The following is a 26,613-nucleotide window of genomic DNA, read 5'->3' on the forward strand; positions in this document are numbered from 1 at the left end:
CAGCCGTTTCGTCACCGTGGAGGACTCATGACACGACCCATAACGTTGTTCACCGGTCAGTGGGCCGACCTGCCCTTCGAGGAGGTCTGCCGACTCGCCTCGGAATGGGGCTACGACGGCCTGGAGATCGCCTGCTGGGGCGACCACTTCGAGGTCGACCGGGCACTGGCCGAGCCCGACTACGTCCCGCGCAAGCTGGAAATGCTGGAGAAGCACAACCTGAAGGTCTGGGCCGTCTCCAACCACCTCGTGGGACAGGCGGTCTGCGACAGCCCGATCGACGAGCGGCACAAGGGCATCGTGCCCGCCCGCATCTGGGGCTCCGGCGACCCCGAGGAGGTGCGCGCCAACGCCGCGGAGGAGATTAAGGACACCGCTCGCGCGGCGGCCCTGCTCGGCGTCGACACCGTGATCGGTTTCACCGGCTCGTCGATCTGGCACACCGTCGCCATGTTCCCGCCGGTGCCTCCGGGGATGATCGACGCGGGCTACCAGGACTTCGCCGACCGGTGGAACCCGATCCTGGACGTCTTCGACGAGGTGGGCGTGCGGTTCGCCCACGAGGTCCACCCCAGCGAGATCGCCTACGACTACCACACCACCGTCCGCACGCTGGAGGCCATCGGCCACCGGCCCGCGTTCGGGCTGAACTGGGACCCCTCCCACATGGTGTGGCAGCAGATCGACCCGGTGAACTTCATCCTCGACTTCGCCGACCGGATCTACCACGTCGACTGCAAGGACGCCAAGGTCCGCATCGGCGACGGCCGCCGCGGCCGGCTGTCCTCGCACCTGGCCTGGGCCGACCTGCGCCGGGGCTGGGACTTCGTCTCCACCGGACGCGGCGACGTGCCCTGGGAGGACTGCTTCCGGGCCCTCAACTCGATCGGCTACGACGGCCCCATCTCGATCGAGTGGGAGGACGCGGGCATGGACCGCCTCGCCGGCGCTCCCGAGGCCCTCGCCTACATCCGCACCCTGAACGCCATCACCCCGCCCGAGGCGGCCTTCGACGCCGCGTTCTCCAGCGAGTGATCAGGCAGTGACCAGGCAGTGACCAGGCAGTGATCGGCGACTGATCAGGGAGTGACGGTCCGCGGGAGGGGTCGCGCCACACCGGCGCGACCCCTCCGACGTACACCGTACGTCGCACGTGTGCGACCTCTCGCCGAGGGCCACACGACATAGAGGACAAATGACCGACCCGGTGACATGTTCCTCATCGGCCGGAGGAGAGAATGGCCCTGTGCCATCCCATCCCTTCCCTGTAGTGGCTCCCGGCTGGATGCGCGACAACGAGCAGCCCGTCCTCCGGACGGACGACCTGCTCCTGCGCTCCTGGCTCCCCCACGACGCCCCCTCCGTGCTGGCGGCGTTCTCGGACCCGGCGATCCAGCGCTGGCACCGCCGCTCGATGACCTCCCTCGACCAGGCGGCCGAGTGGATCGCCCAGTGGCCGGCCCGCTGGCAGGCCGAGACGGACGCCTGCTGGGCCGTCACCGACTCGGCCATCGACGAGGTGCTGGGCCGCGTGTCACTGCGTGACATCCATCTGGCGGAGGGGTTGGCCCAGGTCACCTACTGGATCCTGCCCGACGCGCGTGGGCGGGAGGTCGCCGCGCGGGCCGCGGCGGAGGCGACGCGATGGGCGTTCGAGGATCTCGGGCTACACCGGGTGGAACTACACCATTCCACGTATAACACTGCGTCCTGCCTCGTGGCGGACAAGGCGGGGTTCGCCTACGAGGGCACGCTGCACAGTGCCCTCCTCCACGCGGACGGGTGGCACGACATGGAGGTGCACGCCCGGATCAACCAGGAGGCCCGGACACGCCGCCCCTGACCGGGATGCGAGGGCGGGCCCGCCGCGTTGTCGAAGGACATGGACGATCGCTTCGCGGATCCTTACGTCATCAGGCGACTGCTCAACGAGTCGAAGACATGGGTGTTCGTCGGGCTCGGTGACGACCCGAACCGGACGGCCTACCAGCAGGCGAAACTGCTCCAGAACAGAGGCAAGCGGATCATCCCTGTCCATCCCGCCGCGAAGACCGTGCTGGGCGAGCAGGGATACGCGAGGCTGACCGACGTGCCGGCCCCCGTCGACGTCGTCGGGGTGTACCGGCGGGCCGAGTTCGCCGGGGAGTTCGTCGACGAGGCGATCGCGGTGGGCGCCGGCGCGGTGTGGCTGCCGCTCGACGTCATCGACGAGGCCGCCGCGCAGCGCGCCCTCGACGCGGGGCTCGACGTGGTCATGGACCGCTGTCCCGGTGTCGAGTGGGCCCTGCGCCGCTAGGCCGGAGCCCTCTTCCGGCGGCCCGTCGCGGAATAAGCTTCCTGCGTGGCGATACGGATAGTCATAGCGGAGGACTCCTTTCTCGTGCGGGAGGGCGTGCGGCGCGTGCTCGACCTGCAGGGCGACCTGGAGGTGGTGGGCACCGCCGCCGATCTGCCCCAATTGCTGGCGGCCGTGGACGAGCACGCCCCCGATGTGGTGGTGACCGATATCCGGATGCCGCCGACCTCCACCGACGAGGGCATCCAGGCGGCCATCGGGTTCCAGTCCAGCCGTCCCGGCATGGGTGTCGTCGTGTTGTCGCAGTACGCCGAGCCCGCGTACGCCACGCCGCTGCTGGCCACCGGGAGCGCCGGGCGGGCCTATCTGCTCAAGGAGCGGGTCGGCGATCCACAGGTGCTGATCCAGGCGGTCCGCACGGTGGCGGCCGGGGGCTCGGTCATCGACCCGGCCGTCGTCGAAGCGCTGGTCACGGACTCGATCCGTGCCAAAACCTCCCCCCTCGCCGGGCTGACCGCCAGGGAGCGCGACGTGCTGGCCCAGATCGCGCAGGGCAGGAGCAACGCGGCCGTCGGGGCGGCGCTCTTCCTGACCGAGCGCGCCGTGGAGAAGCACATCAACGCGTTGTTCGCGAAGCTGGGGCTCGGCGCCGAACCGGATGTCAACCGCCGGGTGATGGCCGTCCTGCTGTATCTGTCCGCCCAAAAGGGTGGTGCTAGCACCCCGAAAATGTAGGGTCCGCAACCTTGGTCGTCTCTGCCCTTTCGGGCAGGCTGAAGCCATGACCGCTAAGGAGGCGTCGCACGTGGACGTGCTCATCGTCGACGACCAGGCGCCCTTCCGCTCCGTCGCGCGCGCCCTCGTGCGTCTCCTGCCGGGATGGCGCGTCGTCGGCGAGGCGGAGAGCGGCGAGGACGCCTACGAGCAGGCGGCGCTCGCCCACCCGACGATGATCCTCATGGACATCAACCTGCCCGGCATCAACGGGATCGAGGCCACGCGCCGGATTCTCGCGAGGGCGCCGGAGACCAAGATCGTCCTGGTTTCCACCTACGCCGCCGACGACCTGCCCCCCGACGCGGCGACCTGTGGGGCGCTCACCTACATCCGCAAGGACGACCTCACACCCGCGCTGCTGCGCGCTCTTCCCGTCTGAGCGCCAGCCGCGCCGCCTGCAGTCCCCCCATGCCGTGTACGGATGGTCCGGGCGGAGTGCTGGCCGAGCAGATGTAGAGGCCGTCGACCGGCGTCGCCCACGGGTGCGCCCCGTAGACGGGCCTGCCCACGAACTGCCCCGCCTGGGCGGAGCCGCCTCCGATGTCGCCGCCGACGAGGTTGGGATTGCGCCGTTCGAGCGCCGCCGGCCCCATCACGTGGCGGGCCAGCACGACGTCACGGAACCCCGGTGCGAACCGCTCGATCTGGGCCTCGATCGCCGCGCTCATGTCGACGTCGGAGCCGTTCGGGACGTGGCAGTAGGCCCACAGGACATGCGAGCCCTTCGGGGCCCGGCTCGGATCGGCCACGCCGGGCTGGACGGTCAGCACGTACGGCCGGTCCGGATGTCTTCCGCGCGCCACGTCGGCCTCGCTCCGGGCGATCTCCTCCATGGTGCCGCCCAGATGGACCGTCCCCGCGGACGCGACCGAGGGGTCCCGCCACGGAACGGGGGCCGAGAGCGCCCAGTCCATCTTGAAGACGCCGGGACCGTACCGGAACCGCGTCAGGCGCCGCAGGTAGGCGGCCGGAAGCCGGTCCCCCGCGACGGCGACGACCTGGCGCGGTGTGAGGTCGAGCAGGATCGATCGGGCGGGCGGCAACTCGTCCAGGCTCCGCACCGTGTGGCCCGTCACGACCTCGCCGCCGTGCTGGACGAGCCGGTCCACCAGTGCGTCCGCCAGCGCCTGGGAGCCTCCTCGCGCGACCGGCCAGCCGACCTGGTGGGCGAGTGCCGCCAGCAGCATGCCGTACCCGGAGGTGAGGGGGGCGCGCAGGTCGAGCATCGAGTGGGCCGCCATCCCCGCGAGCACGGCGCGCGCCTCCGGCGTGCGGAAGACCGACCGGGCCAGCCAGGTCAGCGGCAGGAGGGCCGGCACCCCGAAACGGGCCGCGCTGAAGGGCGCCTTCGGCGGTGAGAGCGGGGCGAGCAGCGTGTCGACGAGGGGGAACCCGGCCCGCGCGGCGGCCCCCACGGTGGCCCGCCACGCCGCCGCGTCCCGGCCGAACGACTCGGCCGTGCGCTCGGGATCGCGCTGCACCAGAGCGGCGGGCCGCCCGTCGAGCGGATGCGCGGCGGGCACCGGAGGGTGCGCCCACTCGACGCCGAGGTCGAGCCCGCGGAACGCGGGAGACGCGAGCGCCATCGCCAGGACGGTCGCGCAGACGTCGTGCCTGAACCCGGGAAGCGTCAGTTCCTCGGTGCGCAGTCCGCCCCCGCAGACGCCGGCCGCCTCGACCAGAAGCACCCGCCGGCCCGCGTCGGCCATCGTCACGGCGGCCATCAGCCCGTTCGGGCCGGAGCCGACCACGACCGCGTCGAACTCTGCATCAAACCCACTCATACCGATATTTCCCCGCTTATCGTTGTCCCCGCCCCCGGGTCCGATTCGACGCGCAAGCGCCCGCCGATCGCGCCCAGGCGGTCGGTCATGTTGACGAACCCGTGGCCGTGCCCGCCCCCGGTGTCGAACCCCGCGCCGTCGTCGCTGACCGCGAACCTCAGCAGGTCGCCGTCCATGTGGATGCGCACCTCGATGGAGGCGTCCGGCCCGGCGTACTTGCCCGCGTTCTGGATCGCCTCGAGGCAGCAGAAGTAGACGGCGGCCTCGACCTGCTCGGAGAAGCGGCGCGGCAGGTCCACGTCGACCTCGTACGGCAGGGCCACCCGCCGGGTGATCGACCGCAGGGCCTCCCCGAGGCCGTGGTCGCGCAGCAGGGGCGGATAGATGCCGTGCGCCAGTTCGCGGAAGGCCGCGTTGGTGCTCTGCACGTCGGCCCGCAACTCCTCCAGCATCTCGGCGGCGAGGGCCGGGTCCTCCTTGAGGAGCTCGCCCGCCAGCCCCAGTTTCACCGAGAGCGCGACGAGATGTTGCTGGGCGCCGTCGTGCAGGTCGCGCTCGATGGCGCGGCGAGAGGCGTCGGCGGCGGTGACGATCCGCAACCGCGACGCCTGGAGTTCCTCGTTGCGCTGGCGCAACTCCTCCAGCGACGCCTGGAGCGCCGAGTCGAGGCGCATGTTGTGCAGCGCGAGGCCGACCTGCCGGGCGAGCTCGATGAGCACGCGGTCGTCCTCGTCGGAGTACTCGACGCCGTCGGCCTGCCGCCGCACCACGAGCAGGCCGAGCAGGTCTCCGAGGTGTGCCGCGGGAGCGACCCGGATCGGGGCGTCCCTGTCCTCGATCAGGGACGGCAGCCAGACCGACAACCAGGCGGGCCCGCCGATGCGGGTCCGGCCGACGACGAGACGCTCCTTCGGGTCGAGCACCAGCGCGGCGTCACCCCGCTCCGGAACGCTGACGGTCCGGTGCAGGACGCCTTCTGTGCCCACCCAGACCTCGGCTCCGGCGGGGCCGAGCGTGGCGCGCAGCGACTCCACCAGTTGCAGCAGCAACTCGTCGAACGGCACGGCACGGCTCATCCGCGCCCCGAACGACGCCAGCGCCTCCTCCGGCGTCTGCCCGCGCCGTCCGAGCAGCCCCTCCCCGAACGACACCAGCCGGAACCGGAGCGGCAGTCCCAGCCCGACGGCGGTGAGGGACGCGACCACGCTCGCGAGCAGCACGGCGCGCTCCGGCTCCGTCGGCGACCTGGCCAGCCCGATGATCACGACCAGGTAGACGGCCACCACCAGCATCGCCAGCCCGGCGATCACGATGGACTCGACCAGCCCCCGCTCGGAGAACCGGGCGGTGAGGGACACCTGGCCGAGAAGCACGCCGACCGGCATCAGGGCCATCACGGCGAGGGCCCAGGTGAGCAGGTCGTCCGGAGTCCCGAGCAGGAGATACGTCGCGACCAGCACGGAGTCGGCGGCCACGGTCGCCACCGCGGCCGCCGCGACCCACTGGAGCGTGCGACGCCGACCGGCGGGAGCCCGGGGGCAGCGCAACAGGACCGCGACGAGCGCGAGGGCCGAAGCCACCGCCGCCACCCCGACGACGACCGCGGACGGCGGCGTCGTCCCGCCCGCGACCATCACCGCGGTCCAGGCCGTGGCGGCGGCGAAGGCCCCCGCCGCGAAAGCCCGGCGTGTCCACGACCCGAGCACGCCGTCGGGGAGGCCGAGCCCGCAGGCGAACCAGGCGGCCACGGCGAGGGGCGTGCAGGCCGGCCAGGCCGTCGCCACCCCCTGCGCGACCGCGACCAGCAGCGCCGCGCGCGCCAGCGCCCTGCGATCGGCGGCCACCGCACCGGCGGCGACGATCAGCCAGGCGGCGGCGACGATGGCGGAGGCTACGACCATGACTTCACCCTGACTTCTCCATGCCTACTCCGTCCGGAGAACATGGCCGATGCGAAGCCGGGCGGCGATGCGGCCCGGCCACGCGGCGAGCAGGTTGGCGAGCAGCAACGCGACCGGTGCGATCAGCAGCAACGCCCAGAACGCGACCGGCACGAGGTAGTCGAGCGGCATGAAGTCCGCGACCAGCCGCCAGACCGTGCGGCCCAGCGCCACACCCAGTGGGACGCCGACGGCGAGTCCCACCAGCGCGAGCAGGGTGGCCTGGGTGACCACCGCCCAGCGCGTCTGCGGACGGGTCATGCCCAGCGCGCGCAACACGGCCACCTCGTGACGGCGCCGCCGTACGGCGGTGGCCAGGGCGTGCCCGACCGCGCCCACGGCGAGCACCGCGAGGAACCCGGCCAGCACGATGGGCAGCGCCTCGACGTCACGGATCTTCCGAAGTGCCGGGAGCGGCTCGGGTGGCGCGAACCCGGGGCCGATGGCCGACAACCGGGCGGCGACGGCCTTCGGGTCCGCGCCCGGCCGCAGTGTCACGTGGGCGAGGTGGAACTTGAACGAGACGCTCGCACCCGCGAAGAGCCGGTCGTACCCGGCGGACGTGGCCCACGCGCCGTCGCTGTAGTCGTTGTGGGAGCCCGACGGCAGGAAGCCGATCCCGGTCACCTTCATCGTCACCGGCCCGCCTCCACTCGCCAGCCGCACCTGGCCTCCGACATCCGCCTCCATCCTGCCCGCGGTCACCGGGGCCAGCACGATCTCGTCGGCGGCGGCGGGCAGTCGTCCCTCCAGCATGACCACGGGGAACGGCCCGCCCGTGGGGGCGTAGGTGTAGGTGGTCACCGACGTCGGTTTCGTGGTTCCGACGGATTCCGCGACCGCGATCCGGGAGTCGTTGACGGACGCGACCTGTGGATCCCCGGCGATCGCGGGAAGCAGATCCTTGACCTCTCCCATGTCCTGACCGTTGAAGCCGACATAGGCCTCCAACTGGTGGGTCTGGCCGAACCGCTCCGGAGTGGTGGCCGCGTCGTGCACCCCGGCCGAGAACGTGAACGCGGCCAGCACGCCGAGGACTCCGGCGACGGCCCCGAGCAGCGCCGGCCTCACCGGCACGGCGCTCCGTCCGCGCCCGGGCTCCAGGGCCAACCGGGCGCCGATCACCATCGGCAGCGGCAGGCCCAGCCGCGCCGCAGTGAGCGCGACCACGGACCGGCGCGAAGAACCCTCGCCCTGCCGTATGACCAGGGCGAGTGCCGCCGCGCCGCCGGCCCCCACCACCACGAGGGCGGGGACGAGCACCCAGCCGGCCCCGAGGACCAGCCAGTCCACGTCGAATCCGGGAGCCGATTCGACCAGGGCCGCCGCTCCGATGGGCATCCACAACGAGGCGACCGCGGCCCCCGCGACACCGAGTGTCGCTCCGGCCAGCGCGGCCAGGAAGGGTGCGGCGGAAGCCAGCACGATGCCCTGACGGTTGGCCAGCCCGACGGCGCGCAGCACCTGCAGGTCGGCCGCCGTGGCGGCGGCGTACCGGGCGACCGACTGGCCGACCAGCACGATCGCCGCGGCGAGCGCCGCCAGTCCGAACGCCATCAAGGAGACCGCCTCGAAGTGGTTCATGTCCCGGCGCGGTTGCTGGAATTTGGCGTCGAGATCCCAGACGTCGATGTCGTTGCGCCTGGACGCCGCCGCCAGCCCCTCGCGGAAGCCCTCGATGTCGGCGGTTCCGCCCTTCAGGCGCACGAGGGCGTTGATGAAACTGGCCGGCCCGATGAGGTTGTCCCGGTACCGGGTGACCAGCGCGGACGTCGGAAGCACGCCTCCCTTGCTTCCGACGTCCTCCGCGTACCATCCCGACCGCATCACGCCCACGATCGTGGCCTTGATCGCAGGACCGAGGAACGGTTCACCGGTGGCCGGGTCGTAGTCCTCGCGCTTGATCTGTTCCTGCGCCGGGAGCCGCAGGGTCAGCTGGTCTCCGATCTTCCGGTCGTAGGACCCGAGGAACAGCGGGGAGACGAGGACCTCGTCGACGCGCGTCTGGTCGGGGAGCCGTCCGTCGAGGACGACGGGACGCTCGATGGTGCGGAGCAACTGGTCGTCGACCGGGGGGAACGCGTCCACGTGATCGGTCCAGGGGATGCCGTCGACCCCGAAGCCAGACACGGGGAACAGCGTGAGGGTCTCGACCTGCGGCAGCGCGCGGATCTTCTCCCAGTCGAATTCCGGCTGGTTGGGCAGGACGGCGATGGTGGCGGGCAGGGTCCGCGCCAGGAGCCGGTCGACCGCGGTCTCACCGCGACGGGCGCCCGCGAAGGCGGTCAGCACCGTCGTGGTGGCGAAGGCCACGAGCAGGGCGAGCACCGCCAGGGGCCGCCAGCGCCTGCGCAGTTCGATGCGCAGCCACGTGGAGATCGTCGTCATGGCGCGTCCACCCTGCCGTCGCGCAGCCGTACGGCCCGGCCCGCGCCCGCCGCCACGTCCGGCGAGTGCGTGACCATGATGATCGTCTGACCGTCGTCGTGGAGCCGCCGGAACAACTCGAGGACCTCCATTCCGCCCTCACTGTCGAGCGCCCCGGTCGGCTCGTCCGCGAGCAGGAGCGTCGGCTCGTTCACCAGGGCACGGGCGATGGCCAGCCGCTGGCGCTGCCCTCCCGACAACACCGCCGGCACCTGACGGGTGCGGTCGCCGAGCCCGAGCAGGTCGAGCAGGTCACGCGCCCGGGTCTCGGCGGCCCGCCGCTTCATGCCGCCGAGAACTCCCGGCATGACGAGGTTGTCCAGCGCCGAGACGCCGTCGAGCAGGTTGAAGAACTGAAAGACGAAGCCGATGTGGTGGCGCCGGAAGCGGGCCAGCCAGTCCTCGTCGCGGCCGTCTACCCGCTCACCGGCGACCTCGACCGTGCCCTCGTCCACCGTGTCCAGCCCGGCGATGACGTTGAGGAGGGTGGACTTGCCGCACCCTGACGGGCCCATGACGGCGACGAACTCGCCCTCGTTCACGGACAGGTCGACACCCCGGAGGGCACGGACGGGGGCGAGCTCCGCGGCGAAGGTCCGCCTGGCCCCTTTTATCTCTACAGCGGTGGGCATGTTCAGTTCACCACCAGGTGATAGGCGTTGACGGGGGTGCTTCGGCCCTTGACCGGACGCGCGCCCAGGGACTTCCACGGCCAGGCGTCGCCGCCCGCGCGCACGGTCGTCTCGGCGGCGACCGTCCCCGCGGGGCGGGCGAGGTCCTGCATCCGCTGGGCGAGGTTGACGGTGTCGCCGACGAGCGTGTACTCGACCCGCTCGTCGCTGCCGAGCAGTGCCGCCGCCACCTCCCCTGTGGACAGGCCGATGCCGAGCCAGAAGGGAGCCAGATCCTGCGCGGCCCACTCGGCGTCCAGCTCGGCCTGCCGTACGTGCATGTCACAGGCCGCCCGGATGGCGCTGCGCGCATGGTCGGGCGACGGGTCGGGCGCACCGAAGACGGCCATCACCGCGTCACCGACGTACTGCATCACGGTCCCGCCGGCGTCGAGGATCGCCCCGTTCATCGCCCTGCGGTGGGCGTTGAGCTGTCCCGCGAGGACGGCCGGGTCGGCGCTCTCCGCGATGCCCGAGTAACCGCGCACGTCGGACATGAGGACGGTGACGTTCAGGCGTTCGGTCCGATCGACCGCCCCGCGGTCCCTGCGGAGCTTGTCCGCCAGTCCGCTCGGCAGGAGCCGGGACAACGTCTCGCCCTGCTCCTCGCGGCGCAGGATCGCGGTGTGCAGCATGCGCAGCCGGCGCAGCGCGCTCTGCCGCCCCTTGCTCGCGCCGTCGGCGAGGTCGAGGAAGAGCTGCTCGATCGCGGCGTTCACCGCCTCCGGCGTGTCTCCACTGGCCAAGGCGATCGCCTTGACCGGTCTCCCCTCGGCGACCTGGCGGAGCAGGCTCTCCTTCGCCTCGGACAGCGCGCCCTCGTCGCGGGCGGGGTCCATGAGCTCTCGCACGATCATCGGGTCGATCAGGGATCCGCCGGTGGCGACCGCGCGGATCGCCCGGCCGAGCAGCCCGGCGTCCGAAACGCGGTCCTTGAGGAGGTAGGCGTAGCCCGCCGCGCCGTCCCCCAGCAGCCGGACGGCGTACTCGGGGTCGTCGTACTGGCTGAGCACGACCGTGCCGGTTCCCGGCAGCCGCCTGCGCACCTCGCGCGCGGCCTCGATGCCCTCGTCCTGGAAGGTGGGCGGCATCCGGATGTCGGTGACGATGACCTGCGGGCGCAGCCGCACCGCGGCCGCGACCAGTTCGTCGTAGTCGGCCGCGAGCCCCACGACCTCGAGGGCGGGGTCGCGGGCGAGCAGAGCGCGCACCCCTTCGCGGACGATGAGGTTGTCGTCCGCGAGCACCAGCGTGATCCGATCCACGAGCTGATTAGATATCGGCCGCATCCCCGCCAGAAAGGGTGCTGGGACGACGGATAGGGGATGCTGGCACCCCCGCACGGTGGCAGGGTGACGCCCTCGTATGAGGCGACCGCGATTCCTACCGTCGAGACCATGCACGTCACATCGCACATCACGTCCGTTTCCTGGATCCCGTCCGAGGCCGTCAAGGGCTACACCAAGCCGGCCTTCACGATGGGCATCGCCCACTACGACGAGCCGCCCCCCGACTCGATCGACGACCTGGCCGCCCTGCGCGCGGCCGACGCGTTCCGCTTCGCCCATCGGCTGGAGGCCTGGGCCGAGTTCGACGGCGGCGCACTCGTGGACCACGGCGTCGACGGCGGCCTGATCATGGGGTCGACCACCGTACGGCTCGGCCCGCTCGGCGTGACCTTCGCCGCCTTCTCGCTGCCGGACCTGCGCTCCGAGCCCGAGATCGGTGACGGGTGGATCCGCTTCACCCAGACCGTCGGAGGCCGCACGGCGATGCCGCTCCCCCGGCGGAGCTCCCGCCCGCCGTACATGCGACTGCAGTCCCCGTTCGTGTGGACCACGCTGTCGCTGACGCTCCACGCCGACGGCCGGGCCGTGGGCGCGCTGAACGGCGCGAGTCCGTTCCCCCGGCACTGGGTCTACGACGCCGACGACATGCTCGCCATGAAGGCCGGCCTCACCGACTACAAGACGTGGGCGGGCCAGGAGGGAACCGAGAGCACACCCTGGGGTGACGAGGACTCGCCGGTCCTGGTCACCGCCGCGGAGACCGCCCTGGAGCGCGAGATGTCGGCGCTCATCATGCGGGGCGGCCGCAAGCCCGTGATCCGGACGCTCGAGGCCGGGTCCGTGCTGGTCCGCCAAGGCGAGCCGGGGTCGTCGCTGTTCCTGCTCCTCGACGGGGTCCTCACCGTCGACGTGGACGGCAAGGCGCTGCCCGAACTGGGCCCCGGGGCCATCCTGGGCGAGCGCGCGGTGCTCGAAGGCGGCCTCCGTACGGCCACGCTGACCGCGACCACACCCGTCCGGGTCGCCGAGGCCTCCCCCGACGCCGTCGACCGCACCGCCCTGGCCCGCCTCGCGGAAGGCCATCGCCGAGAGGACTTGCTCGCGTGAGACTCGCCCTGCTCGGCGTGCGGGGCTCGACGCCCGCGCCCGGTCCGGAGTTCGTCCGATACGGCGGGCACACCAGTTGCGTCGCCGTCCTGCCCGACGACTCCGACGTCCCCCGGCTGGTGCTCGACGCGGGCACCGGCCTGCGGGGGCTGGGCCGGCTGCTCGGCGGGACGCCGTTCCGCGGCTCGATCATGCTCACCCATCTCCATTGGGACCATCTGCAGGGCCTGCCCTTCTGCCCCCCGATCGACCGGCCGGACGCCCGCGTCGACCTCTACCTGCCCTGTGACGGCGATCCGCGGAGGCTTCTGGCCCGGGTCATGTCGCCGCCGCACTTCCCGATCGATCCCGGGGGGCTCCGTGGGGACTGGCGGTTCCTCAGGTCGGGCGACGGCCCTGTCGAGGGGCACACCGTTGAGGGGTACACCGTGCGGGTCGCCGAGATCGCGCACAAGGGAGGGCTGACCCACGGGATCCGGGTCGAGGGCGACGGCGTCTCCGTGGCCTATCTTCCCGACCACTGCCCCCAGATCGAGTCGGCGGCCGCCGAGAAACTCGCGTCGGGAGTCGACCTCCTGCTCCACGACGGCCAGTACCTCTCCGCCGAGCAGGCGACCGCCGACGCGTACGGCCATGCCACCGTCGGCGACGCGGTCGCCTTCGCGCAGCGCTGTGGGGCTCGGCGGCTCGTCCTGACCCACCACGCGCCGGGCCGTACGGACGAGGACCTGGACGCTCTGGGGGCCACCGGCATTGAGCTGGCCCGGCAGGGCGACGTCATCTCCGCCGGAACGCCGTGACGCGGACACCGCCCTGGGTTCGGTGAACGGATCGTGGTCGAATGGAGCGGTGAAGGTTCGGATCGGAATATCGGCGACCACGCGCGCCGACCGCTTCGCCGAGACGGTCGACCTGGCTGAGGCTCTCGGAGTCGACTCCCTGTGGTTGTCCGAGATCGTCCTCGGCTCGTCGGTCGAGCCGGTGGTCGGCATGGGCTACGCCCTGGCCAGGACGACGAGGCTGAAGGTCGGCACGGGTGTCGCGATCCTGCCCGGCCGGCATCCGGTGCTGGTCGCCAAACAACTCCTCTCGCTGGCCGCCCTCGCGCCCAAGAGGGTGCTGCCCGCCTTCGGGCTGACGCCCGCACGTCCCCGGGAGCGGGCCTTCTTCCCCGTTCCCGGAGAGTCGCGCGGCGCCGTCTTCGACGAGTCGATGGAGTTGCTGCGTCTGCTGCTCCGGCAGGAGCGGGTGACGTTCAAGGGCGAGTTCCACACCGTCGAGGACGTGGGCGTCGGCCCGCTCCCGGCGAGACCGCTCGACATCTGGCTCGGCGGAAGCGGCCCCCGGGCGCTGCGCCGGGTCGGCCGCTTCGGCGACGGCTGGCTGGCCAGTTTCGTCACCCCGGAGGAGGCGGGCACGGCTCGGGCGACCATCCGGGCGCACGCCGCCGAAGCGGGCCGCGAGATCGAGGAGGACCACTACGGGGTCAGCTTCGCCGTCGCGACGCAGGGCGTCTCCGAGGACCTGGCCGCCGCCGTCCTGCGCCGCCGCCCAGACGCCGATCTCGCGGCGTTCGTTCCCGAAGGCTGGCAGGCCGCCCGCGATCTGATCGAGCGCTACGTGGCTCAGGGCATCACCAAGTTCGTCGTACGGCCGGCCGGGCCCGCACCCTCGATGGAGCGGTTCCTGCACGACTTCGCGCGCGAACTCAAGCCCATGGAGACCTGATTCCGGGCCCGTTGAAAACCAGATGCCGGGCCGCTGAGCCGTGCCTGACAATCGAGCCATGCGTCACTGGCCCCTGTTCGGTCTCCGTCTGACCACGCCGCGCCTCGAATTGCGACTGCCCTCGCTCGACGATCTGGACGCGATCGTGGACCGCGCCCTCGAAGGCGTGCACGAGCCCGGTTACATGCCGTTCCTCTATCCCTGGACCGAGGTGCCCGCGGACACGCTGCCGCGAGTCACGATCCAGCACCACTTGGAGGCCCTGGCCGCCTGGCGGCCGGATAACTGGCGGGCCAACTTCATCGTGGTGCACGACGGCCAGGTCATCGGCTCCCAGGGCTTGGCCGGGCTCGAATTCGCGAACAGCCGGGAGGTCTCGTCCGGCTCCTGGCTGGGGCTCGCCTGGCATGGAAAGGGCCTCGGCACCGAGATGCGCGCCGCCGTCCTGCACTTCGCCTTCGAAGGGCTGGGCGCGGAGTCCGCCATCTCCTCCGCCTTCGTGGACAACCCCGCCTCACTCGCGGTCTCCCGCAAGCTGGGCTACCGGGAGGACGGGATCAACACCCGGGTGGTCCAGGGCAAGCGGCGCATCGACCAACGGCTGCGCCTGGAACGGGGAGACTTCGTGAGCCCGGTCCCCGTGAAGATCCACGGCCTCGACGGCTGCCGCGACCAGTTCGGCCTCTGAGCGGATTCTCTCTGGACGGGAGTCCGGGACCGAAGGTTACGATGCGCCGATGTCGAACATCTCGAAACGCGACAGACGATTACAGCGGTACTGGGATCGGCAGGCGGCCACCTACGACCGGCAACTGGCATTCGTGGAGCGGCGCTTCTTCTCCGACACCCGCGGATGGCTGTGCGCGCAGGCGGTGGGCGACACGCTCGAGGTCGCGATCGGCACCGGCCTGAACCTCGCGCACTACTCCGGCGACGTCCGCCTGACCGGCGTGGAATGGAGTCCCTCCATGCTCGCCATGGCGCGGGACCGAGCACGCGACCTCGGCCGGCCGGTCGATCTCAAGCAGGGGGACGCCCGCGACCTCGACTTTCCCGACGGGCGTTTCGACACCGTCGTCTGCACGTTCGCGCTGTGCGGAATCTCCGATGAAGGTGCCGCGCTCATCGAGATGGCGCGGGTGCTGCGGCCGGGTGGCCTCCTGCTCCTCGCCGACCACGTGGAGTCGTCGGCGTGGCCGATCCGCGCGTTGCAGGTCCTGGTGGACGCCTTCAGCGTCCCGCTGTACGGCGAGCACTACCGCCGCCGTCCCCTGCGACGGGTCCGTGCGCTGGGATTCACGGTGGAATCACACGAGCGCTTCAAATACGGACTCGTCGAGCGCCTGTCGGCCCGCAAGCCCGCAGAAGGCTGACCGTCACCGGGACGCCGAAGGGCGGGCTGTCGTGGAGGCGACCCGAGCCTTACCGATGCGGATGTTTCGCTCAACCGAATCGGGTAGGTGGCTGTGCGACGAAGGGAGAGAACATGACACCGGATCTTTGGTCGTATCCCAACGGCGTGTACGACACCGGACAAGCGGCGGATGTCGTGGGCTACGACGTCGAAGCCACCGACGGCAAAATCGGGTCGGTCGACGATGCGACCTACGAGGTCGGCCAGAGTTACCTCATCGTCGACACCGGTCCTTGGATCTTCGGCAAGAAGGTCATGCTGCCCGCGAGCGTGGTCACGCAGATCGACCCCGGAGAGCGGAAGATCTTCGTGGGCCGGACCAAGCAGGAGATCAAGAACGCTCCCGAGTTCGACGAGTCGGCCTTCAAGGAGTCGGCTTACCGGAACACCCTCGGCGAGTACTACGGGCGCTTCCCCTACTGGGGCGCTCCGTAAGCTCGATCGATCTCCATGAGAAGCGCGAGAAGGGGCCGCACCCATCGGGTGTGGCCCCTTCTCGCGCGTTCACGACGCCGGATACGGCTGGTTCCGGTCTGTCCCGGTCGGTTCCGGTCGGTCACGGCCAGGTGATGTCCGGCGAGGGCGAGGTGGGCGCGATGACGCGGAGCCGTTCAAGCAGGGACAGGAACGTCGACGCGTACGGCGAAGGCGCCACGACCGACGCGACCCGGTCCCAGTCGACCTGTTCCCGCATGGCGCGGACCACGGGGAGCAACGCACCGTAGTCGCAACTGTGCTCGGAGAGCGGGAGGATCCAGGAGATCACCAGGTCGGTGGCCTCCAGAACGGGCAGGCTGAGCGCGGCCGTGTTGATCATCTCCGCACGGGCGATCATGGCCTCGGTCACCGGCCTGTCGGCGATCGAGTAGATCATGTCGACCAGCACGCCGTCCTCGTCGAACGCCTTGACCAGCCAGTCCTCCGGCGGCCTCGCCGTACGGAAGCCGAGGTTCTCCAGGGTCTTGAACGCGAGCGGGACGTCCTCCTCGATCAGAGCGAAGTCGACGTCGTGCAACGAGGGCGCGGCGCCGCGCGCGTAACCCGCGCAGCCGCCCGCGAGGGCGAACCGCACGCCGGCCTCCTTGAGGCCGGAACCGGCGCGCTTGAGCGTTTCGAGGATCGCGTCGGTGACAGCGTGACCGTGACTACTCACTCACGTCGCTTGCCCCGGTATGTTCGTCGCAAACAATCCCGGGTAGGGCGCGTCGCATGACCGACACCCTCCGAGAAATTCAGCGCGCCCACGGCCGCTCGGTGAAGGCCTCCGATGGATGACCGGGCCGAACCGCTGTCGAATCCCGAGGAGAATCCGAAGGAACGGCTGGACCGTGAGCTCATCGAGCTCCTACAGGGCCTGAGGGTCGCGGCGACCGGCGTCCAGGTGCTGTTCGCCTTCCTCCTGACACTGCCCTTCTCGGCCGGCTTCAACAAGATCGACAAGGCGGGTCACTGGTTGTTCCTCGTCGCCGTCGTCACCGCCGCGCTCGCCTCCATCTGCCTGATCGCGCCCGCCACCCAGCATCGGATCCTGTTCCGGTCGGGGCTGAAGGCTCTGCTGCTGCGTCGCGCCAATCGGCTGGGCGTGGTGGGCGGGATCGCACTGGCGATCTCCATGGTGTGCTCGACGAGCCTGGTCGTCGACACCCTGACCGGCCTGTGGCCCGCGGTGGTCATCGCCGCGGCGATCGCCGCGCTCAGCGCCTGGCTGTGGTTCTTCCAGCCCCTTGTCTCGCTTCTGCGCGCACGCGACCGGGACCAGGACCAGGACCAGTAGTGGAACACCGTAGAGCGTGCTCCTCGTTCGAGGGGAAATACCTGAATGCGGTCGAAGGAGTTCACGTGCCCGGCCCGCTTAAAGCAAACGTCTACCAATCGGCGTTCACCGGTAAAAACGGAAACACTCGCGGCCTGAGGATGTTATGAGGTCATTTGTCAGGGCAGTGGAGGGCCATGGCTACACTGCTCTGGCTCATCGCCGTCGTACTCGTGATCGCCGGGATCTACGTCATCCTGGCCCGTCGGGACATCCTCTGGGGGATCGTCCTCATCGTCCTCGGGTTCCTCGTCGGCCCCGGAGGCGTCAGCATCTTCAATCCATAGAAATCACCCCCTGAACACGGACTAACGGCGGCCGGAGTCAGCCGGCCGCCGTCCTACTCGGTCTCCACGGGAAACCACGGGAAACCACGGAGAACCGCGGGGAACATGACGGGAAAGCATGAGGCCGCCCGGTCGAATATCCCGGACGGCCTTTCGTATTGCCTTCGTACGGCCTGCGCGTACCGGATCGGTCAGTGCACACCCTCGCCGTCGAGGCAGTAGACGACGTAGGAGTGCCCGATGACGGGCAACGCGACGTTGCGCACGCGGATCCCGCCCGGCGTCATGCCCTTCTCCGTGCCCAGGTGCGCGTGACCGTGGACGATGAGGTCGGCCCCCTCGGCGTCGGCCGCCTCGGCGAGCAGATAGCTGCCGAGGAACGGATAGATCTCCGGCGGCTCGCCTGCGAGCGTGTCCTTGACCGGCGAGTAGTGGCTGAGCACCACCCTGTGGTCGGCGTCCAGGTTCTTGAGCGCGTGGCGCCACCGCTCGGCGATCTCCTTGGTGTGCCGTACGAACGCCTTGGTCTCCGGCTCGCCGAACTCGCTGGCGCACTTGCCGGCGAATCCGCCGCCGAAGCCCTTGCCTCCCGCGACGCCGAGCCGTGTCCCGTCGAGGGGGATCACCACCGCGTCGTCGTCGAGCACGATGATCCCCGCGTCGCGCAGCATCGCGGCGATCTCGCGGTCGGCGTCGGAATGGTAGTCGTGGTTGCCGAGGACCGCGACCACGGGAATGGGCAGGTCGCCGAGTTCGTCGGCGACGACCTGGCCCTCCTCGATCGTGCCGTGCCTGGTCAGGTCGCCCCCCACGAGGAGGACCTCGGCCCGGTGCTCGATCCCCTCGAGCTTCTTGCGGTAGTGGCCCCGGATGTCCTCGCCGAGGTGGATGTCCGCCACCGCGGCGATGCGCAACGCTCTCACAGGTGCTCCTCCTCCCCCGGGTCGCTTACCTCCAGGAGTTGGACCTCGTTGTGGACCGTCAGGCCGGGAGCCGCCTCACGGGCGACGTCCTCGATGCCGTGCCTGCGCTCTTCGCAGGAAACCTGACCACGAAGGAACACCTGGTCCCCGCGTACGTCCACACGGATGCCCAACTCGTTGGTGCGTTCGTCCTCCGCGAGAGCCCGCTGGATCCGGGCCGCCACGTACTGCGGCGTCTCCATGACTTCCCCCTCACCCTGTACGGCTATCGCTGCCCGACCCATACCGCATAAAACGCAGCGGTTTGAGATGTAATTACGGGGAAATGGACTGTCCAGACCTTGGTGCCTAAGACGCAGGTACCTCCGTGGCACGAACATGCCTGCCGGAGGAGCGTTCTTGGGAATGGGTCACGCGTCTTCTTCGCATCTCGGTGAGACTCCACTCCCGATCCGGCGACTTCACGATCGTTTCGGCCACGTCGTGCACGACCCCCACCGGCCCGGCCACCGGGCACCCTCACCTGGGCTCCGTGATCCCCGAGCCAGGTGCTCGACACCGCCCCTCACGGAGGAACCCCAGTGAAGATCGCCATGATCTCGGAACACGCCAGCCCCCTAGCCGTTCCCGGCGCGGTGGACGCCGGTGGACAGAACGTCCATGTCGGCGCCCTCGCGCGAGAGATCGCCGGCCTCGGCCACGAGGTCACCGTCTACACCCGCAAGGACCGCGAGGACGTCCCCGACATCGTCGAGATCGGGCCGGGGCTGACCGTGGTGCACGTGCCGGCGGGACCGGCCGCCCCGATCTCCAAGGACGAGATCCTGCCCTGGATCCCCGACTTCGGCGCGTGGCTGCGCGATCGGTGGGTCTTCGACCGGCCGGACGTGGTGCACAGCCATTTCTGGATGAGCGGCGTCGCCGCGCTGGAGGCGGCCGAGCAGGTACGCGCCCCGGTCGTCCACACCTACCACGCCCTCGGCAGCGTCAAGCGGCGCCACCAGGGCCCCGCGGACGCGAGCCCGCGCGACCGGATCAAGGCCGAGGCCTCGATCGGCCGGCGCGCGGACGCGATCATCGCGACCTGCCACGACGAGGTCGACGAGCTGATCCGCATGCGCGTGCCCCGCACATCCACCCGGGTGGTGCCCTGCGGCGTCGACACCGCCGCCTTCAACCACCACGTCGCGCCGCGCGAGCGGCCCAGCCGGCCGCGGCTGTTGTCGGTGAGCAGGCTCGTGCGGCGAAAAGGCGTGGATACGAGCATCGAGGCACTGCGGCGTCTGCCGGACGTCGAACTGGTCGTCGCGGGCGGTCCCGCGGCCTCCGAACTGCATCGCGACGCGGAGGTCACCCGCCTGCGATGGATCGCCGCCCAGGCCGGCGTCGGCGACCGGGTGCGATTCATCGGCCGGATCGGCAGGTCCGAACTGCCCTCGCTCATGCGCTCGGCCGCGGCGCTCGTCTCGGTTCCCTGGTACGAGCCGTTCGGAATGGTCGCGCTTGAAGGGATGGCGTGCGGCGTCCCCGTGGTCGCCTCCGCGGTCGGCGGTCAGAAGGAGACCGTGGTCAACGGCGTGACCGGCCTCCTCGTCCCGCCGCGCCACCCGCGGGCGCTCGCTAAGGCCCTGCGAACCCTCCTCGACGACCCCGTGCGTCGCACGGCGTACGGCATCGCCGGAGCGGACCGGGCCAAGGTCAGGTACGGCTGGGGCCGCATCGCCTCGGAGACGCTCGCCGTCTACGACGAGGTGCTGTCCGCCCGGAGGATCGGGAACGAGGGCGCGGTGGTCATCGGAGCAGGTCCTGCGCCTGTTCGAGGACGTCGTCAACGGTGACGCCCGCGACCCACGAGGCCGATCGGTGCCCGCAGCCGAGGGAGCCCGCGCTCCCTCCGTCGCAGGCCGGGCACTGGATCGTCCAGGAGATCAGCGGCCGGTGCATGCCCCTGCTCAGCGGTCCCCGGCTGATCAGGTCACCGCACCAGTAGACGCCGACCGTCGGCGTGCCGGTGGCGGCGGCGAGATGACGGGGCCCGCTCTCGTTGGAGACGACGAGGTCGCAGGCCGCGTAGAGCGCGGCAAGCCCGCCGACGGAGAGTTCGTCGATCACGACGTGCCCGGGGCGCTTCATCACGGCCGCCACCCGTTCGACGACGTCCCTCTCCGATTCCGTGCCGGTCACGACCACGGGCCGTCCCAGGCGGTCGGCGACCTCGGCGAAGTTTTCGGGAGGCCAGCGACGCCTCGGGTCCGGCGCGCCGGGATGGATCGCCACGAGCCCCTTCGGCAGTCTGCCCAGCCGCCGGTTGAGCTCCGACCAGTCCTCCCTGATGACGGACAGGTGCGGCTCGACGTCCGCGGTCCCCGCGCCGAGAAGCCCGGCGACCTCCAGGGACCGGAGGGTCTCGTGCTGGTGGTCGATGTAGGGGATCCACCTGTCCAGCCGCTCGGCGTCGGGCGCGCACAGGCCGGCGGTGAGCCGCGCACCCAGCCGCCGTACGAACGGGTTGCAGTCGCGACCGCCGCCGTGCATCTGCACCACGACGTCGAACCGGCGGGAGCGCAGATCGTCGTAGACCTCGTCGGGAACGGCGGCGCCGCGGGCGGAGGAGGAGGACACGCCCGAGATGGGCGGCAGGGGCACCACGTCGTGCACAGGACCGGGACGGTTCCGCAGGAAGCGCTCGTGCCAGTCGCGTCCGAGCAGGGTGATCGCGGCGGCGGGATACGCCCTCTTCAGGGCGTCGAAGGCAGGCAGAGCGATCAGCAGGTCGGCCAGGACGCCGGCCGGCAACACCGCGATCCGCTCGACACCCTCGACAAGCAGACCCGTCATGGCGCGAAGCCCCTTCCCGTCCGCGGCTTCGTCCGGTCACCCATCGTGCTCCCCCAACCCCTTCACCTCGTACCGCACTCGCACCCGCCGACCTTCGGTTCTCTCCTCCCCGCCCGACCCGGCATGAGTCCCGGCTACCCCTTGACCTCATGGGCAAACGTCCGGCCGTGACGCTCAGCTTTCGTGCCGTGACGCGGCGACGCCGTGCGTGACCCGTTTCTTCTCGGGTAGAGGGCGCCCATGCCCGGCCGTCCGCGGGCGGCCGGGCCCCGGCGGCGGACCTGAATCGAGAGGATGACGAGGTGAGCCTCAGCGACAAGGTCGTCGTGGTCACAGGAGCCAGCGGTGGTGTGGGCCGCGCGATCGTCCGGCGACTCGGCGGCCAGGGGGCGATCGTCGCGCTGATCGCCCGTGGCGAGGCCGGCCTGGCCGGCGCCGCCGTGGACGTCGGCGTCGGAGGCGGTACGGCGAAGGTCTTCACCGCCGACGTGGCCGACTACGAGCAGGTACGGCAGGCCGCCCAGCGGATCGAGACCGAGATCGGCCCGATCGACGTGTGGATCAACGTCGCCTTCACGACGGTGTTCGCGCCGTTCATGGAGATCAGCCCGGCGGAGTTCGAACGCGTCACCCAGGTGACCTACCTGGGCTACGTGTGGGGGACGCGCGCGGCCCTCGAGGTGATGCGACCGCGGGACAGCGGCGTCATCGTGCAGGCCGGCTCGGCGCTGGCCTACCGCGCCATCCCGCTCCAGTCGGCGTACTGCGGAGCCAAGCACGCGATCAAGGGCTTCACCGAATCGGTCAGGACCGAACTCCTCGCCGCAGGGTCCAGCGTGAAGATCACGATGGTGCAGCTGCCCGCCCTGAACACCCCGCAGTTCGACTGGGGACTGACCCGGTTGCGCAGGCATCCCCAGCCGGTGCCGCCGATCTATCAGCCGGAGGTCGCCGCCCAGGCGGTGCTGTTCGCCGCCGATCATCCGGAACGCAGGGAGTTCTGGGTCGGCGCCACGACGGCGGCCACGATCATGGCCGAGCGGGTCGCCCCCGGCCTGCTCGACCGCTACCTCGGCCGGACCGGGGTGAAGGCCCAGCAGGTGGAGGGCAAGGCGCCCAGTGAGGTGTCGAACCTCTGGGAGCCGGCGGACGACGACGAGGACTACGGCGCGCACGGCGCCTTCGACGACCGCTCGCACCCGCGCAGTGCCCAGGTGTGGCTTTCGCAACATCGCCGCGCGGTGACCGCCGCGGCCACCGGGCTCGCCGCGGCCGCGCTCGTGGGCCTGCGCCGCCGCAGGTGAGGCAGGCTCCCGCCGAACTCGCGGGACGGGGGACTTGAACCGGCCGTCGCGGGAGGTCCTAGCGTTGCGAACGTGATCGGGAAAGACGACGCCGGACGTCGCTGGAGCATCGGCGAGGTGGCGCGGGTGAGCGGGACGACCGTGCGAGCCCTGCGCCACTACGACGAGATCGGCCTGCTGAGCCCGAGTGAACGCACCGCGTCCGGGCACCGCCGCTACACCGAGCTCGATGTGCGCCGGCTGTACCAGGTCCGGGCGCTGCGGAGCCTCGGCGTCTCCCTGGAGGAGATCGCGAGCGTCCTCTCGGACTCCACGGGCGGCCTGGGGGCGATGCGCGATCTGCTCGCGGAGCAGCTGCGCGGGCTGGAGGTGCACGCCACTCAGGTCCGGCAGCTCACCGAGCAGCTTCGCGGGCTGCTCGGTCAGATCGACCGCGCGTCGATGCCCGATCCGGACCAGTTCCTTACGACCCTGGAGATGATCTCTGTGTTCGAGACGTATTTCACGACGGAGCAACGCGAGCAACTGGCACGACGCAGGGCCGAACTCGGCTCGGAGAGCATCGAGGCGGCCAAGAGCGAATGGGCGGGACTCGTCGAGGAACTCCTGCGGCACGTGGAGGAGGACACTCCCGTCGAGGACCCGCAGGTGCGGTCCCTGGTCGCCCGCTGGGACGCGCTGGCAGGCCGGTTCCACGCCGACGGCGGAGACGGCGAGCAGACCAAGGCGGCGGCCCAGCGCATGTGGGACGACAACAGTGAGGAGATCGGGCGCAGCCTGCCGTGGCCCACCGACCGGATGCGTGACCTGGTCCGGTATCTGGAGCGGGTCCGGCAAGCCGGTTGACCTGCCGGACGGCTCAGGGACGGGAGCGGCCCGCCGCGATCGTCCGCGGCGGACCGCTCCCGTCCGGGAAACCCGCTGAATCAGAAGGCGTCGGTGTCCCTTCGCTCCTCGTAGACGCGGTGGTGGCGGATCACTTCATCTGTGGGCTCGACGGTCCTCACGGCGGCCGCCCGGCGTACCGTGCTCAGCCGCCAGATGCCGAAGAGCAGGCCGGCGAGGCCGCCCAGCATGAGGATCGTTCCGATCACCTGAATGTCCACTCCGGCGACGGCGAAGTCGACGGCCCAAGTGAGGATGGCCCCCAGCATGATGAGGATGATGCTTCCGGCGATGGTCATGGCGCAGTCCCTCCTTCGCCCTCTGCTCTATCCCCTGCACGGAAGTCAAACGTCGGCATGAGTCCGCGTCACCGGGCAGCATTGCCTTTATGACGGTTATGCCAGTTGTGGTGATGGGACTCATGGGTGCGGGGAAGAGCACGGTGGCCGGCCTGCTCGCCCGGACGCTCGGCCGTCCCATGAGAGACAGCGACGCCGACCTCGAGAGCCGCTACGGCACGACCGCCGCCACGATGGCCGCCGACGTGGGCCCCGGCGAACTGCACGCGCGTGAGGCGCTGGTGCTGAAGGACGCCCTGGCCGCCGACCCCGTCCCGGTGATCGCCGCGGCGGCGAGCACGGTCGACGATCCGGACTCGCGGAGCCTGCTGGCCCCGGCGTTCGTGGTGTTCCTCGACGGGCCGCCGGCCGTCCTGGCCGAACGCATGCGGTCGAGCCCCCACCGGCCGCATTTCAAGCCCGACCTGGTCGAGATGCTCGCCGAGCAGCGCGCCCGGCGCCTGCCGCACTTCCAGGAGGTGGCCGACCTCACGGTGGACACCGCGGCCAACACCCCCGAGGAGATCGCCGGCATCGTTCTGGCGAGGCTCGGCGGCGAGCCTGGCGAGCGAATATGACGGTCGGACATGACGGTCGGACATGACGGTCAGGCGTGACGCTCAGGCATGACCGTCGGCGGTGACGCCCGCGCGGCGCGTCACCACCACGGCGAGCACGACGAGCACGGTGAGGACGACCCCGGCGGTCAGCACGGGCACGCCGGTGAAGGTGCCCGCGAGCACGAGGACCACGGCGGAGGGCGCCAGCAGATTGTGCAGGTGGCCGACCTGGTGCGGATGGTGCTGCAGCCACCACACGGCGAGCAGGAAGACCGCCACCGGGACGGTCACGACCGCCCCGGACACCACCCCGTCACCGGTGGAGTGGTCCGTGGCGAGGTCGACGGCGGCGGACAGCCCCGCCCCGACGGCGGCCGCCGACGCGAAGATCAGGTAGTGGCCGTAGCCCCAGATGAAGGCCGACCGGTTGGAGGTCAGGAACCGGTGGGCGGGCTTGGCGAAGTACAGCCACCACATCGCGAACACGATGAGCAGCCCTCCCGCCGCCACGCCGTACAGACCCGCGGTCGCGTGCCTCGTGTCGACGGCCTCCTGAACGGCGAGAGTCGCCGCGAGGATCGACTCACCGAGAACGATCAGTGTGAACAGGCCGTAGCGCTCGGCGATGTGATGCGGGTGCCATGCCGTGCTGTGCCTGCGCTCGGCCCACAACGGGACCGCGAGATCGGCGCACGCGAGGAACAGCCACACCCACGGCCGCGCCCCGGACGGGAGAGCCAGCATCGCGACCCATCCCGCCTCCACGACCGTGACCCCGGCCGCGTATCGCAGCGCGGTCCCGCGGCCCTCCCGATCGGAGACGGCGGCGCGCAGCCAGTTGGCCACCAGAGCCGTGCGCATCACGACGTATCCCAGGACCGCGATGGTGAAGTCGCGCTGGTCGAACGCCCTCGGGATGCCCGCCGCGAGGATCAGCGCGCCGGTGATCTGGACCAGCGCGGCGATCCGGTACGGCACGTCGTCGGTGTCGTAGGCGGAGGCGAACCAGGAGAAGTTCATCCACGCCCACCAGATGGCGAAGAACGTCATGACGTAGCTGACCAGACCGTCGCCGAAGTGCCCGGTCGTGAGCGCGTGGTGCAGTCCGCCCGCCGCCTGCGCGACCGCGACGACGAAGCACAGGTCGAACAGCAACTCCAGCGGGGTGGCCGCGCGCAACGACTCGGTGACGTCCCGGGCGGTCATCCGGCGTCGGCGTGGCGGCGTGGTCGCCAGCGTCTCCTGGCTCATCGGCGACCAGGTCTCCTCTCCGCAAGGTGGCTCGCGGGCGCCGTACGGCGGGCAGCCTGAAGGCCGCGAGCACAGCCGGTGAAAGCGCACTCATCATAGGGACGCGAGACGATCCGGCCCAGCCCGCGCGGGCACGGGGATGCGGCCCGGGGCGGCCCGTCAATGCGGCCCGGGGATGCGGCCTAGTCCAGCGCCCTGCGCGGGTGGCGGCCGTCGACGTAGCCGATGAACGGCGGGCAGATGTTGTAGCCGAGCAGTTCCTGCATCCGCTCCGGCAGGTCCCGCACGATGTCCCTCGGCACGGCGAGCAGGTGGTTCTCCTGCGGGCGCAGCCAGGAGGCCGCGTAGTGCAGGACCACGCCGAGACGCGGCCGGTCGGTGCGGTTGGCGCCGCCGCCGTGCCACAGGGTGCCGAGATAGATGAGCGCGGAGCCGGCCGGCATCTCCGCCCCGATGGTCGGCGTCCCGGGCCCCGGCCGCTCCTCACCCCAGCGGTGGCTGCCGGGAACGAGCCGGGTGGCTCCGTTCGCCTCCGTGAAGTCGTCGAGCGGCAACATCACGTTGATCACCATCTCGCGATGGGGGCGCGGGACGGGATAGACCCCGTCGTCCGGGTGGAGCGCCTGCGCCGTCTCCCCCGGCCCGATCTCGATGCCGGTGGGCGCGCTCAACTGGTAGTGCCCGAGGAAGTGGTCGAGCACCGCGAGCACGAGCGGATGGGTCGCCGGTCCGTCGAACCTCCGCGTCTTGGCGAACAGCGCGTAGACCCGCCGGGTGCGGTCGCCCTCGAAGTTGTTCCGCCCGAAAGGCGTGCTCTCGAGAATGGCCCGAAGCTCCGCCCTGGCGTCCGCGACCTCCTCCGGGCTCAGCAGGTCCGGGACGATCACGTAGCCGTGGCGGTCGAGTTCGTCCACCACCGTCGCCGCTTCAGGCAGAGTCACAGATCGAGACTAATCATCCGGAACAAAGTTCGGTAGCCAT

29 protein-coding genes are annotated in these 26,613 nt (G+C 70.8%); 17 read left to right on the top strand and 12 right to left on the bottom strand.

What is annotated here, in order from left to right:
• The first annotated feature begins 27 nt into the window (after positions 1-27).
• From Pmi06nite_RS24820 to Pmi06nite_RS24840, 5 genes are all read left to right on the top strand, one after another.
• A complete protein-coding gene (locus Pmi06nite_RS24820) occupies positions 28-1,035 on the top strand; it encodes a sugar phosphate isomerase/epimerase family protein (RefSeq protein ID WP_203955520.1) in 1,008 nt (335 codons plus the stop codon).
• Between the two features lie 235 nt (positions 1,036-1,270).
• Entirely contained in the window at positions 1,271-1,843 is a 573-nt protein-coding gene (locus tag Pmi06nite_RS24825; protein WP_239114185.1) for a GNAT family N-acetyltransferase, read from the top strand.
• A gap of 39 nt (positions 1,844-1,882) precedes the next feature.
• Entirely contained in the window at positions 1,883-2,296 is a 414-nt protein-coding gene (locus Pmi06nite_RS24830; RefSeq protein ID WP_203955521.1) for a CoA-binding protein, read from the top strand.
• Positions 2,297-2,341: 45 nt separating this feature from the next.
• Positions 2,342-3,031: a response regulator transcription factor gene (locus Pmi06nite_RS24835; protein WP_308442527.1), complete on the top strand. Its 690-nt coding sequence runs from the start codon at positions 2,342-2,344 to the stop codon at positions 3,029-3,031.
• A gap of 46 nt (positions 3,032-3,077) precedes the next feature.
• Positions 3,078-3,452 carry a response regulator gene (locus Pmi06nite_RS24840; RefSeq protein ID WP_203955522.1) on the top strand — a complete coding sequence of 125 codons (375 nt, stop codon included), beginning with the start codon at positions 3,078-3,080 and terminating at the stop codon, positions 3,450-3,452.
• On the opposite strand, the gene Pmi06nite_RS24845 is transcribed toward Pmi06nite_RS24840, so the two are convergent.
• Genes Pmi06nite_RS24845 through Pmi06nite_RS24865 form a run of 5 tightly spaced genes read right to left on the bottom strand, consistent with a single transcriptional unit; the run spans position 3,418 to position 11,160 of the window.
• On the bottom strand, positions 3,418-4,857 hold the full coding sequence (locus Pmi06nite_RS24845) for a phytoene desaturase family protein (RefSeq protein WP_203955523.1): 1,440 nt from the start codon (positions 4,855-4,857) through the stop codon (positions 3,418-3,420). The genes Pmi06nite_RS24840 and Pmi06nite_RS24845 overlap by 35 nt on opposite strands.
• The gene (locus tag Pmi06nite_RS24850; protein WP_203955524.1) at positions 4,854-6,758 is read right to left on the bottom strand and encodes a sensor histidine kinase; all 1,905 of its coding nucleotides are present in this window, start codon (positions 6,756-6,758) and stop codon (positions 4,854-4,856) included. Before Pmi06nite_RS24850 ends, Pmi06nite_RS24845 begins: the two co-directional genes overlap by 4 nt.
• 24 nt (positions 6,759-6,782) lie before the next feature.
• A complete protein-coding gene (locus tag Pmi06nite_RS24855) occupies positions 6,783-9,185 on the bottom strand; it encodes an ABC transporter permease (protein WP_203955525.1) in 2,403 nt (800 codons plus the stop codon).
• Positions 9,182-9,856, bottom strand: a complete 675-nt coding sequence (locus Pmi06nite_RS24860) for an ABC transporter ATP-binding protein (RefSeq protein WP_203955526.1) — start codon at positions 9,854-9,856, stop codon at positions 9,182-9,184. The genes Pmi06nite_RS24855 and Pmi06nite_RS24860 overlap by 4 nt, the downstream gene beginning before the upstream one ends.
• Before the next feature lie 2 nt (positions 9,857-9,858).
• Positions 9,859-11,160, bottom strand: coding sequence for an adenylate/guanylate cyclase domain-containing protein (locus tag Pmi06nite_RS24865; RefSeq protein ID WP_203955527.1), 1,302 nt, complete (start codon positions 11,158-11,160; stop codon positions 9,859-9,861).
• A 132-nt stretch (positions 11,161-11,292) separates the two neighbouring features.
• Here Pmi06nite_RS24865 and Pmi06nite_RS24870 point away from each other — a divergent pair, with 132 nt between their 5' ends.
• The 6 genes from Pmi06nite_RS24870 to Pmi06nite_RS24895 all read left to right on the top strand — a co-directional run bounded on the left by Pmi06nite_RS24870 (position 11,293) and on the right by Pmi06nite_RS24895 (position 15,868).
• Positions 11,293-12,291 carry a cyclic nucleotide-binding domain-containing protein gene (locus tag Pmi06nite_RS24870; RefSeq protein ID WP_203955528.1) on the top strand — a complete coding sequence of 333 codons (999 nt, stop codon included), beginning with the start codon at positions 11,293-11,295 and terminating at the stop codon, positions 12,289-12,291.
• Positions 12,288-13,091, top strand: a complete 804-nt coding sequence (locus Pmi06nite_RS24875) for an MBL fold metallo-hydrolase (RefSeq protein ID WP_203955529.1) — start codon at positions 12,288-12,290, stop codon at positions 13,089-13,091. The genes Pmi06nite_RS24870 and Pmi06nite_RS24875 overlap by 4 nt, the downstream gene beginning before the upstream one ends.
• Positions 13,092-13,140: 49 nt before the next feature.
• Positions 13,141-14,019 carry a TIGR03854 family LLM class F420-dependent oxidoreductase gene (locus Pmi06nite_RS24880; protein ID WP_203955530.1) on the top strand — a complete coding sequence of 293 codons (879 nt, stop codon included), beginning with the start codon at positions 13,141-13,143 and terminating at the stop codon, positions 14,017-14,019.
• Positions 14,020-14,077: 58 nt separating this feature from the next.
• Positions 14,078-14,707: a GNAT family N-acetyltransferase gene (locus Pmi06nite_RS24885; RefSeq protein ID WP_203955531.1), complete on the top strand. Its 630-nt coding sequence runs from the start codon at positions 14,078-14,080 to the stop codon at positions 14,705-14,707.
• A gap of 49 nt (positions 14,708-14,756) precedes the next feature.
• On the top strand, positions 14,757-15,392 hold the full coding sequence (locus Pmi06nite_RS24890) for a class I SAM-dependent methyltransferase (protein ID WP_203955532.1): 636 nt from the start codon (positions 14,757-14,759) through the stop codon (positions 15,390-15,392).
• Positions 15,393-15,505: 113 nt separating this feature from the next.
• Positions 15,506-15,868 carry a PRC-barrel domain-containing protein gene (locus Pmi06nite_RS24895; protein ID WP_203955533.1) on the top strand — a complete coding sequence of 121 codons (363 nt, stop codon included), beginning with the start codon at positions 15,506-15,508 and terminating at the stop codon, positions 15,866-15,868.
• 121 nt (positions 15,869-15,989) lie between these two features.
• On the opposite strand, the gene Pmi06nite_RS24900 is transcribed toward Pmi06nite_RS24895, so the two are convergent.
• Positions 15,990-16,586, bottom strand: coding sequence for a nucleotidyltransferase family protein (locus Pmi06nite_RS24900; RefSeq protein WP_203955534.1), 597 nt, complete (start codon positions 16,584-16,586; stop codon positions 15,990-15,992).
• Between the two features lie 114 nt (positions 16,587-16,700).
• Between Pmi06nite_RS24900 and Pmi06nite_RS24905 the strand changes: the two genes are divergently transcribed.
• Together Pmi06nite_RS24905 and Pmi06nite_RS24910 are read left to right on the top strand one after the other, a co-directional pair.
• Complete coding sequence (locus Pmi06nite_RS24905) at positions 16,701-17,207, top strand: DUF6328 family protein (protein WP_203955535.1); 507 nt, start codon at positions 16,701-16,703, stop codon at positions 17,205-17,207.
• 176 nt (positions 17,208-17,383) lie between these two features.
• Complete coding sequence (locus Pmi06nite_RS24910; protein WP_203885462.1) at positions 17,384-17,533, top strand: GPGG-motif small membrane protein; 150 nt, start codon at positions 17,384-17,386, stop codon at positions 17,531-17,533.
• 191 nt (positions 17,534-17,724) lie between these two features.
• On the opposite strand, the gene Pmi06nite_RS24915 is transcribed toward Pmi06nite_RS24910, so the two are convergent.
• Together Pmi06nite_RS24915 and Pmi06nite_RS24920 are read right to left on the bottom strand one after the other, a co-directional pair.
• Positions 17,725-18,456: a metallophosphoesterase family protein gene (locus Pmi06nite_RS24915; RefSeq protein ID WP_203955536.1), complete on the bottom strand. Its 732-nt coding sequence runs from the start codon at positions 18,454-18,456 to the stop codon at positions 17,725-17,727.
• On the bottom strand, positions 18,453-18,698 hold the full coding sequence (locus tag Pmi06nite_RS24920; protein WP_203955537.1) for a BON domain-containing protein: 246 nt from the start codon (positions 18,696-18,698) through the stop codon (positions 18,453-18,455). Before Pmi06nite_RS24920 ends, Pmi06nite_RS24915 begins: the two co-directional genes overlap by 4 nt.
• Before the next feature lie 339 nt (positions 18,699-19,037).
• Between Pmi06nite_RS24920 and Pmi06nite_RS24925 the strand changes: the two genes are divergently transcribed.
• Positions 19,038-20,294, top strand: coding sequence for a glycosyltransferase (locus Pmi06nite_RS24925; RefSeq protein WP_203955538.1), 1,257 nt, complete (start codon positions 19,038-19,040; stop codon positions 20,292-20,294).
• On the opposite strand, the gene Pmi06nite_RS24930 is transcribed toward Pmi06nite_RS24925, so the two are convergent.
• On the bottom strand, positions 20,248-21,294 hold the full coding sequence (locus Pmi06nite_RS24930) for a glycosyltransferase family 9 protein (protein WP_203955539.1): 1,047 nt from the start codon (positions 21,292-21,294) through the stop codon (positions 20,248-20,250). The genes Pmi06nite_RS24925 and Pmi06nite_RS24930 overlap by 47 nt on opposite strands.
• 302 nt (positions 21,295-21,596) lie before the next feature.
• On the opposite strand from Pmi06nite_RS24930, the gene Pmi06nite_RS24935 reads away from it, so the two are divergent.
• Both Pmi06nite_RS24935 and Pmi06nite_RS24940 read left to right on the top strand, forming a co-directional pair.
• Complete coding sequence (locus Pmi06nite_RS24935; RefSeq protein WP_203955540.1) at positions 21,597-22,598, top strand: SDR family oxidoreductase; 1,002 nt, start codon at positions 21,597-21,599, stop codon at positions 22,596-22,598.
• 72 nt (positions 22,599-22,670) lie between these two features.
• The gene (locus tag Pmi06nite_RS24940; RefSeq protein ID WP_203955541.1) at positions 22,671-23,444 is read left to right on the top strand and encodes a MerR family transcriptional regulator; all 774 of its coding nucleotides are present in this window, start codon (positions 22,671-22,673) and stop codon (positions 23,442-23,444) included.
• Between the two features lie 80 nt (positions 23,445-23,524).
• On the opposite strand, the gene Pmi06nite_RS24945 is transcribed toward Pmi06nite_RS24940, so the two are convergent.
• Entirely contained in the window at positions 23,525-23,782 is a 258-nt protein-coding gene (locus Pmi06nite_RS24945; RefSeq protein WP_203955542.1) for a DUF6458 family protein, read from the bottom strand.
• A gap of 89 nt (positions 23,783-23,871) precedes the next feature.
• Here Pmi06nite_RS24945 and Pmi06nite_RS24950 point away from each other — a divergent pair, with 89 nt between their 5' ends.
• A complete protein-coding gene (locus Pmi06nite_RS24950; RefSeq protein WP_203955543.1) occupies positions 23,872-24,399 on the top strand; it encodes a shikimate kinase in 528 nt (175 codons plus the stop codon).
• Positions 24,400-24,441: 42 nt separating this feature from the next.
• Here Pmi06nite_RS24950 and Pmi06nite_RS24955 read toward each other — a convergent pair whose 3' ends face one another.
• The gene (locus tag Pmi06nite_RS24955) at positions 24,442-25,632 is read right to left on the bottom strand and encodes a low temperature requirement protein A (RefSeq protein ID WP_203955544.1); all 1,191 of its coding nucleotides are present in this window, start codon (positions 25,630-25,632) and stop codon (positions 24,442-24,444) included.
• 182 nt (positions 25,633-25,814) lie between these two features.
• The gene (locus tag Pmi06nite_RS24960) at positions 25,815-26,573 is read right to left on the bottom strand and encodes a phytanoyl-CoA dioxygenase family protein (protein WP_203955545.1); all 759 of its coding nucleotides are present in this window, start codon (positions 26,571-26,573) and stop codon (positions 25,815-25,817) included.
• Positions 26,574-26,613: the final 40 nt, after the last annotated feature.

This window comes from Planotetraspora mira (assembly GCF_016863275.1).
Taxonomy (GTDB): domain Bacteria; phylum Actinomycetota; class Actinomycetes; order Streptosporangiales; family Streptosporangiaceae; genus Planotetraspora; species Planotetraspora mira.

Coding starts and splice junctions, on each gene's coding strand:
- Pmi06nite_RS24950 (WP_203955543.1), top strand. CDS start 23,872: ATGACGGTTATGCCAGTTGTGGTGATGGGACTCATGGGTGCGGGGAAG.
- Pmi06nite_RS24945 (WP_203955542.1), bottom strand. CDS start 23,782: ATGACCATCGCCGGAAGCATCATCCTCATCATGCTGGGGGCCATCCTC.
- Pmi06nite_RS24910 (WP_203885462.1), top strand. CDS start 17,384: ATGGCTACACTGCTCTGGCTCATCGCCGTCGTACTCGTGATCGCCGGG.
- Pmi06nite_RS24845 (WP_203955523.1), bottom strand. CDS start 4,857: ATGAGTGGGTTTGATGCAGAGTTCGACGCGGTCGTGGTCGGCTCCGGC.
- Pmi06nite_RS24920 (WP_203955537.1), bottom strand. CDS start 18,698: ATGGAGACGCCGCAGTACGTGGCGGCCCGGATCCAGCGGGCTCTCGCG.
- Pmi06nite_RS24820 (WP_203955520.1), top strand. CDS start 28: ATGACACGACCCATAACGTTGTTCACCGGTCAGTGGGCCGACCTGCCC.
- Pmi06nite_RS24895 (WP_203955533.1), top strand. CDS start 15,506: ATGACACCGGATCTTTGGTCGTATCCCAACGGCGTGTACGACACCGGA.
- Pmi06nite_RS24855 (WP_203955525.1), bottom strand. CDS start 9,185: ATGACGACGATCTCCACGTGGCTGCGCATCGAACTGCGCAGGCGCTGG.
- Pmi06nite_RS24905 (WP_203955535.1), top strand. CDS start 16,701: ATGGATGACCGGGCCGAACCGCTGTCGAATCCCGAGGAGAATCCGAAG.
- Pmi06nite_RS24870 (WP_203955528.1), top strand. CDS start 11,293: ATGCACGTCACATCGCACATCACGTCCGTTTCCTGGATCCCGTCCGAG.
- Pmi06nite_RS24840 (WP_203955522.1), top strand. CDS start 3,078: ATGACCGCTAAGGAGGCGTCGCACGTGGACGTGCTCATCGTCGACGAC.
- Pmi06nite_RS24860 (WP_203955526.1), bottom strand. CDS start 9,856: ATGCCCACCGCTGTAGAGATAAAAGGGGCCAGGCGGACCTTCGCCGCG.
- Pmi06nite_RS24955 (WP_203955544.1), bottom strand. CDS start 25,632: ATGAGCCAGGAGACGCTGGCGACCACGCCGCCACGCCGACGCCGGATG.
- Pmi06nite_RS24830 (WP_203955521.1), top strand. CDS start 1,883: ATGGACGATCGCTTCGCGGATCCTTACGTCATCAGGCGACTGCTCAAC.
- Pmi06nite_RS24885 (WP_203955531.1), top strand. CDS start 14,078: ATGCGTCACTGGCCCCTGTTCGGTCTCCGTCTGACCACGCCGCGCCTC.
- Pmi06nite_RS24850 (WP_203955524.1), bottom strand. CDS start 6,758: ATGGTCGTAGCCTCCGCCATCGTCGCCGCCGCCTGGCTGATCGTCGCC.
- Pmi06nite_RS24930 (WP_203955539.1), bottom strand. CDS start 21,294: ATGACGGGTCTGCTTGTCGAGGGTGTCGAGCGGATCGCGGTGTTGCCG.
- Pmi06nite_RS24890 (WP_203955532.1), top strand. CDS start 14,757: ATGTCGAACATCTCGAAACGCGACAGACGATTACAGCGGTACTGGGAT.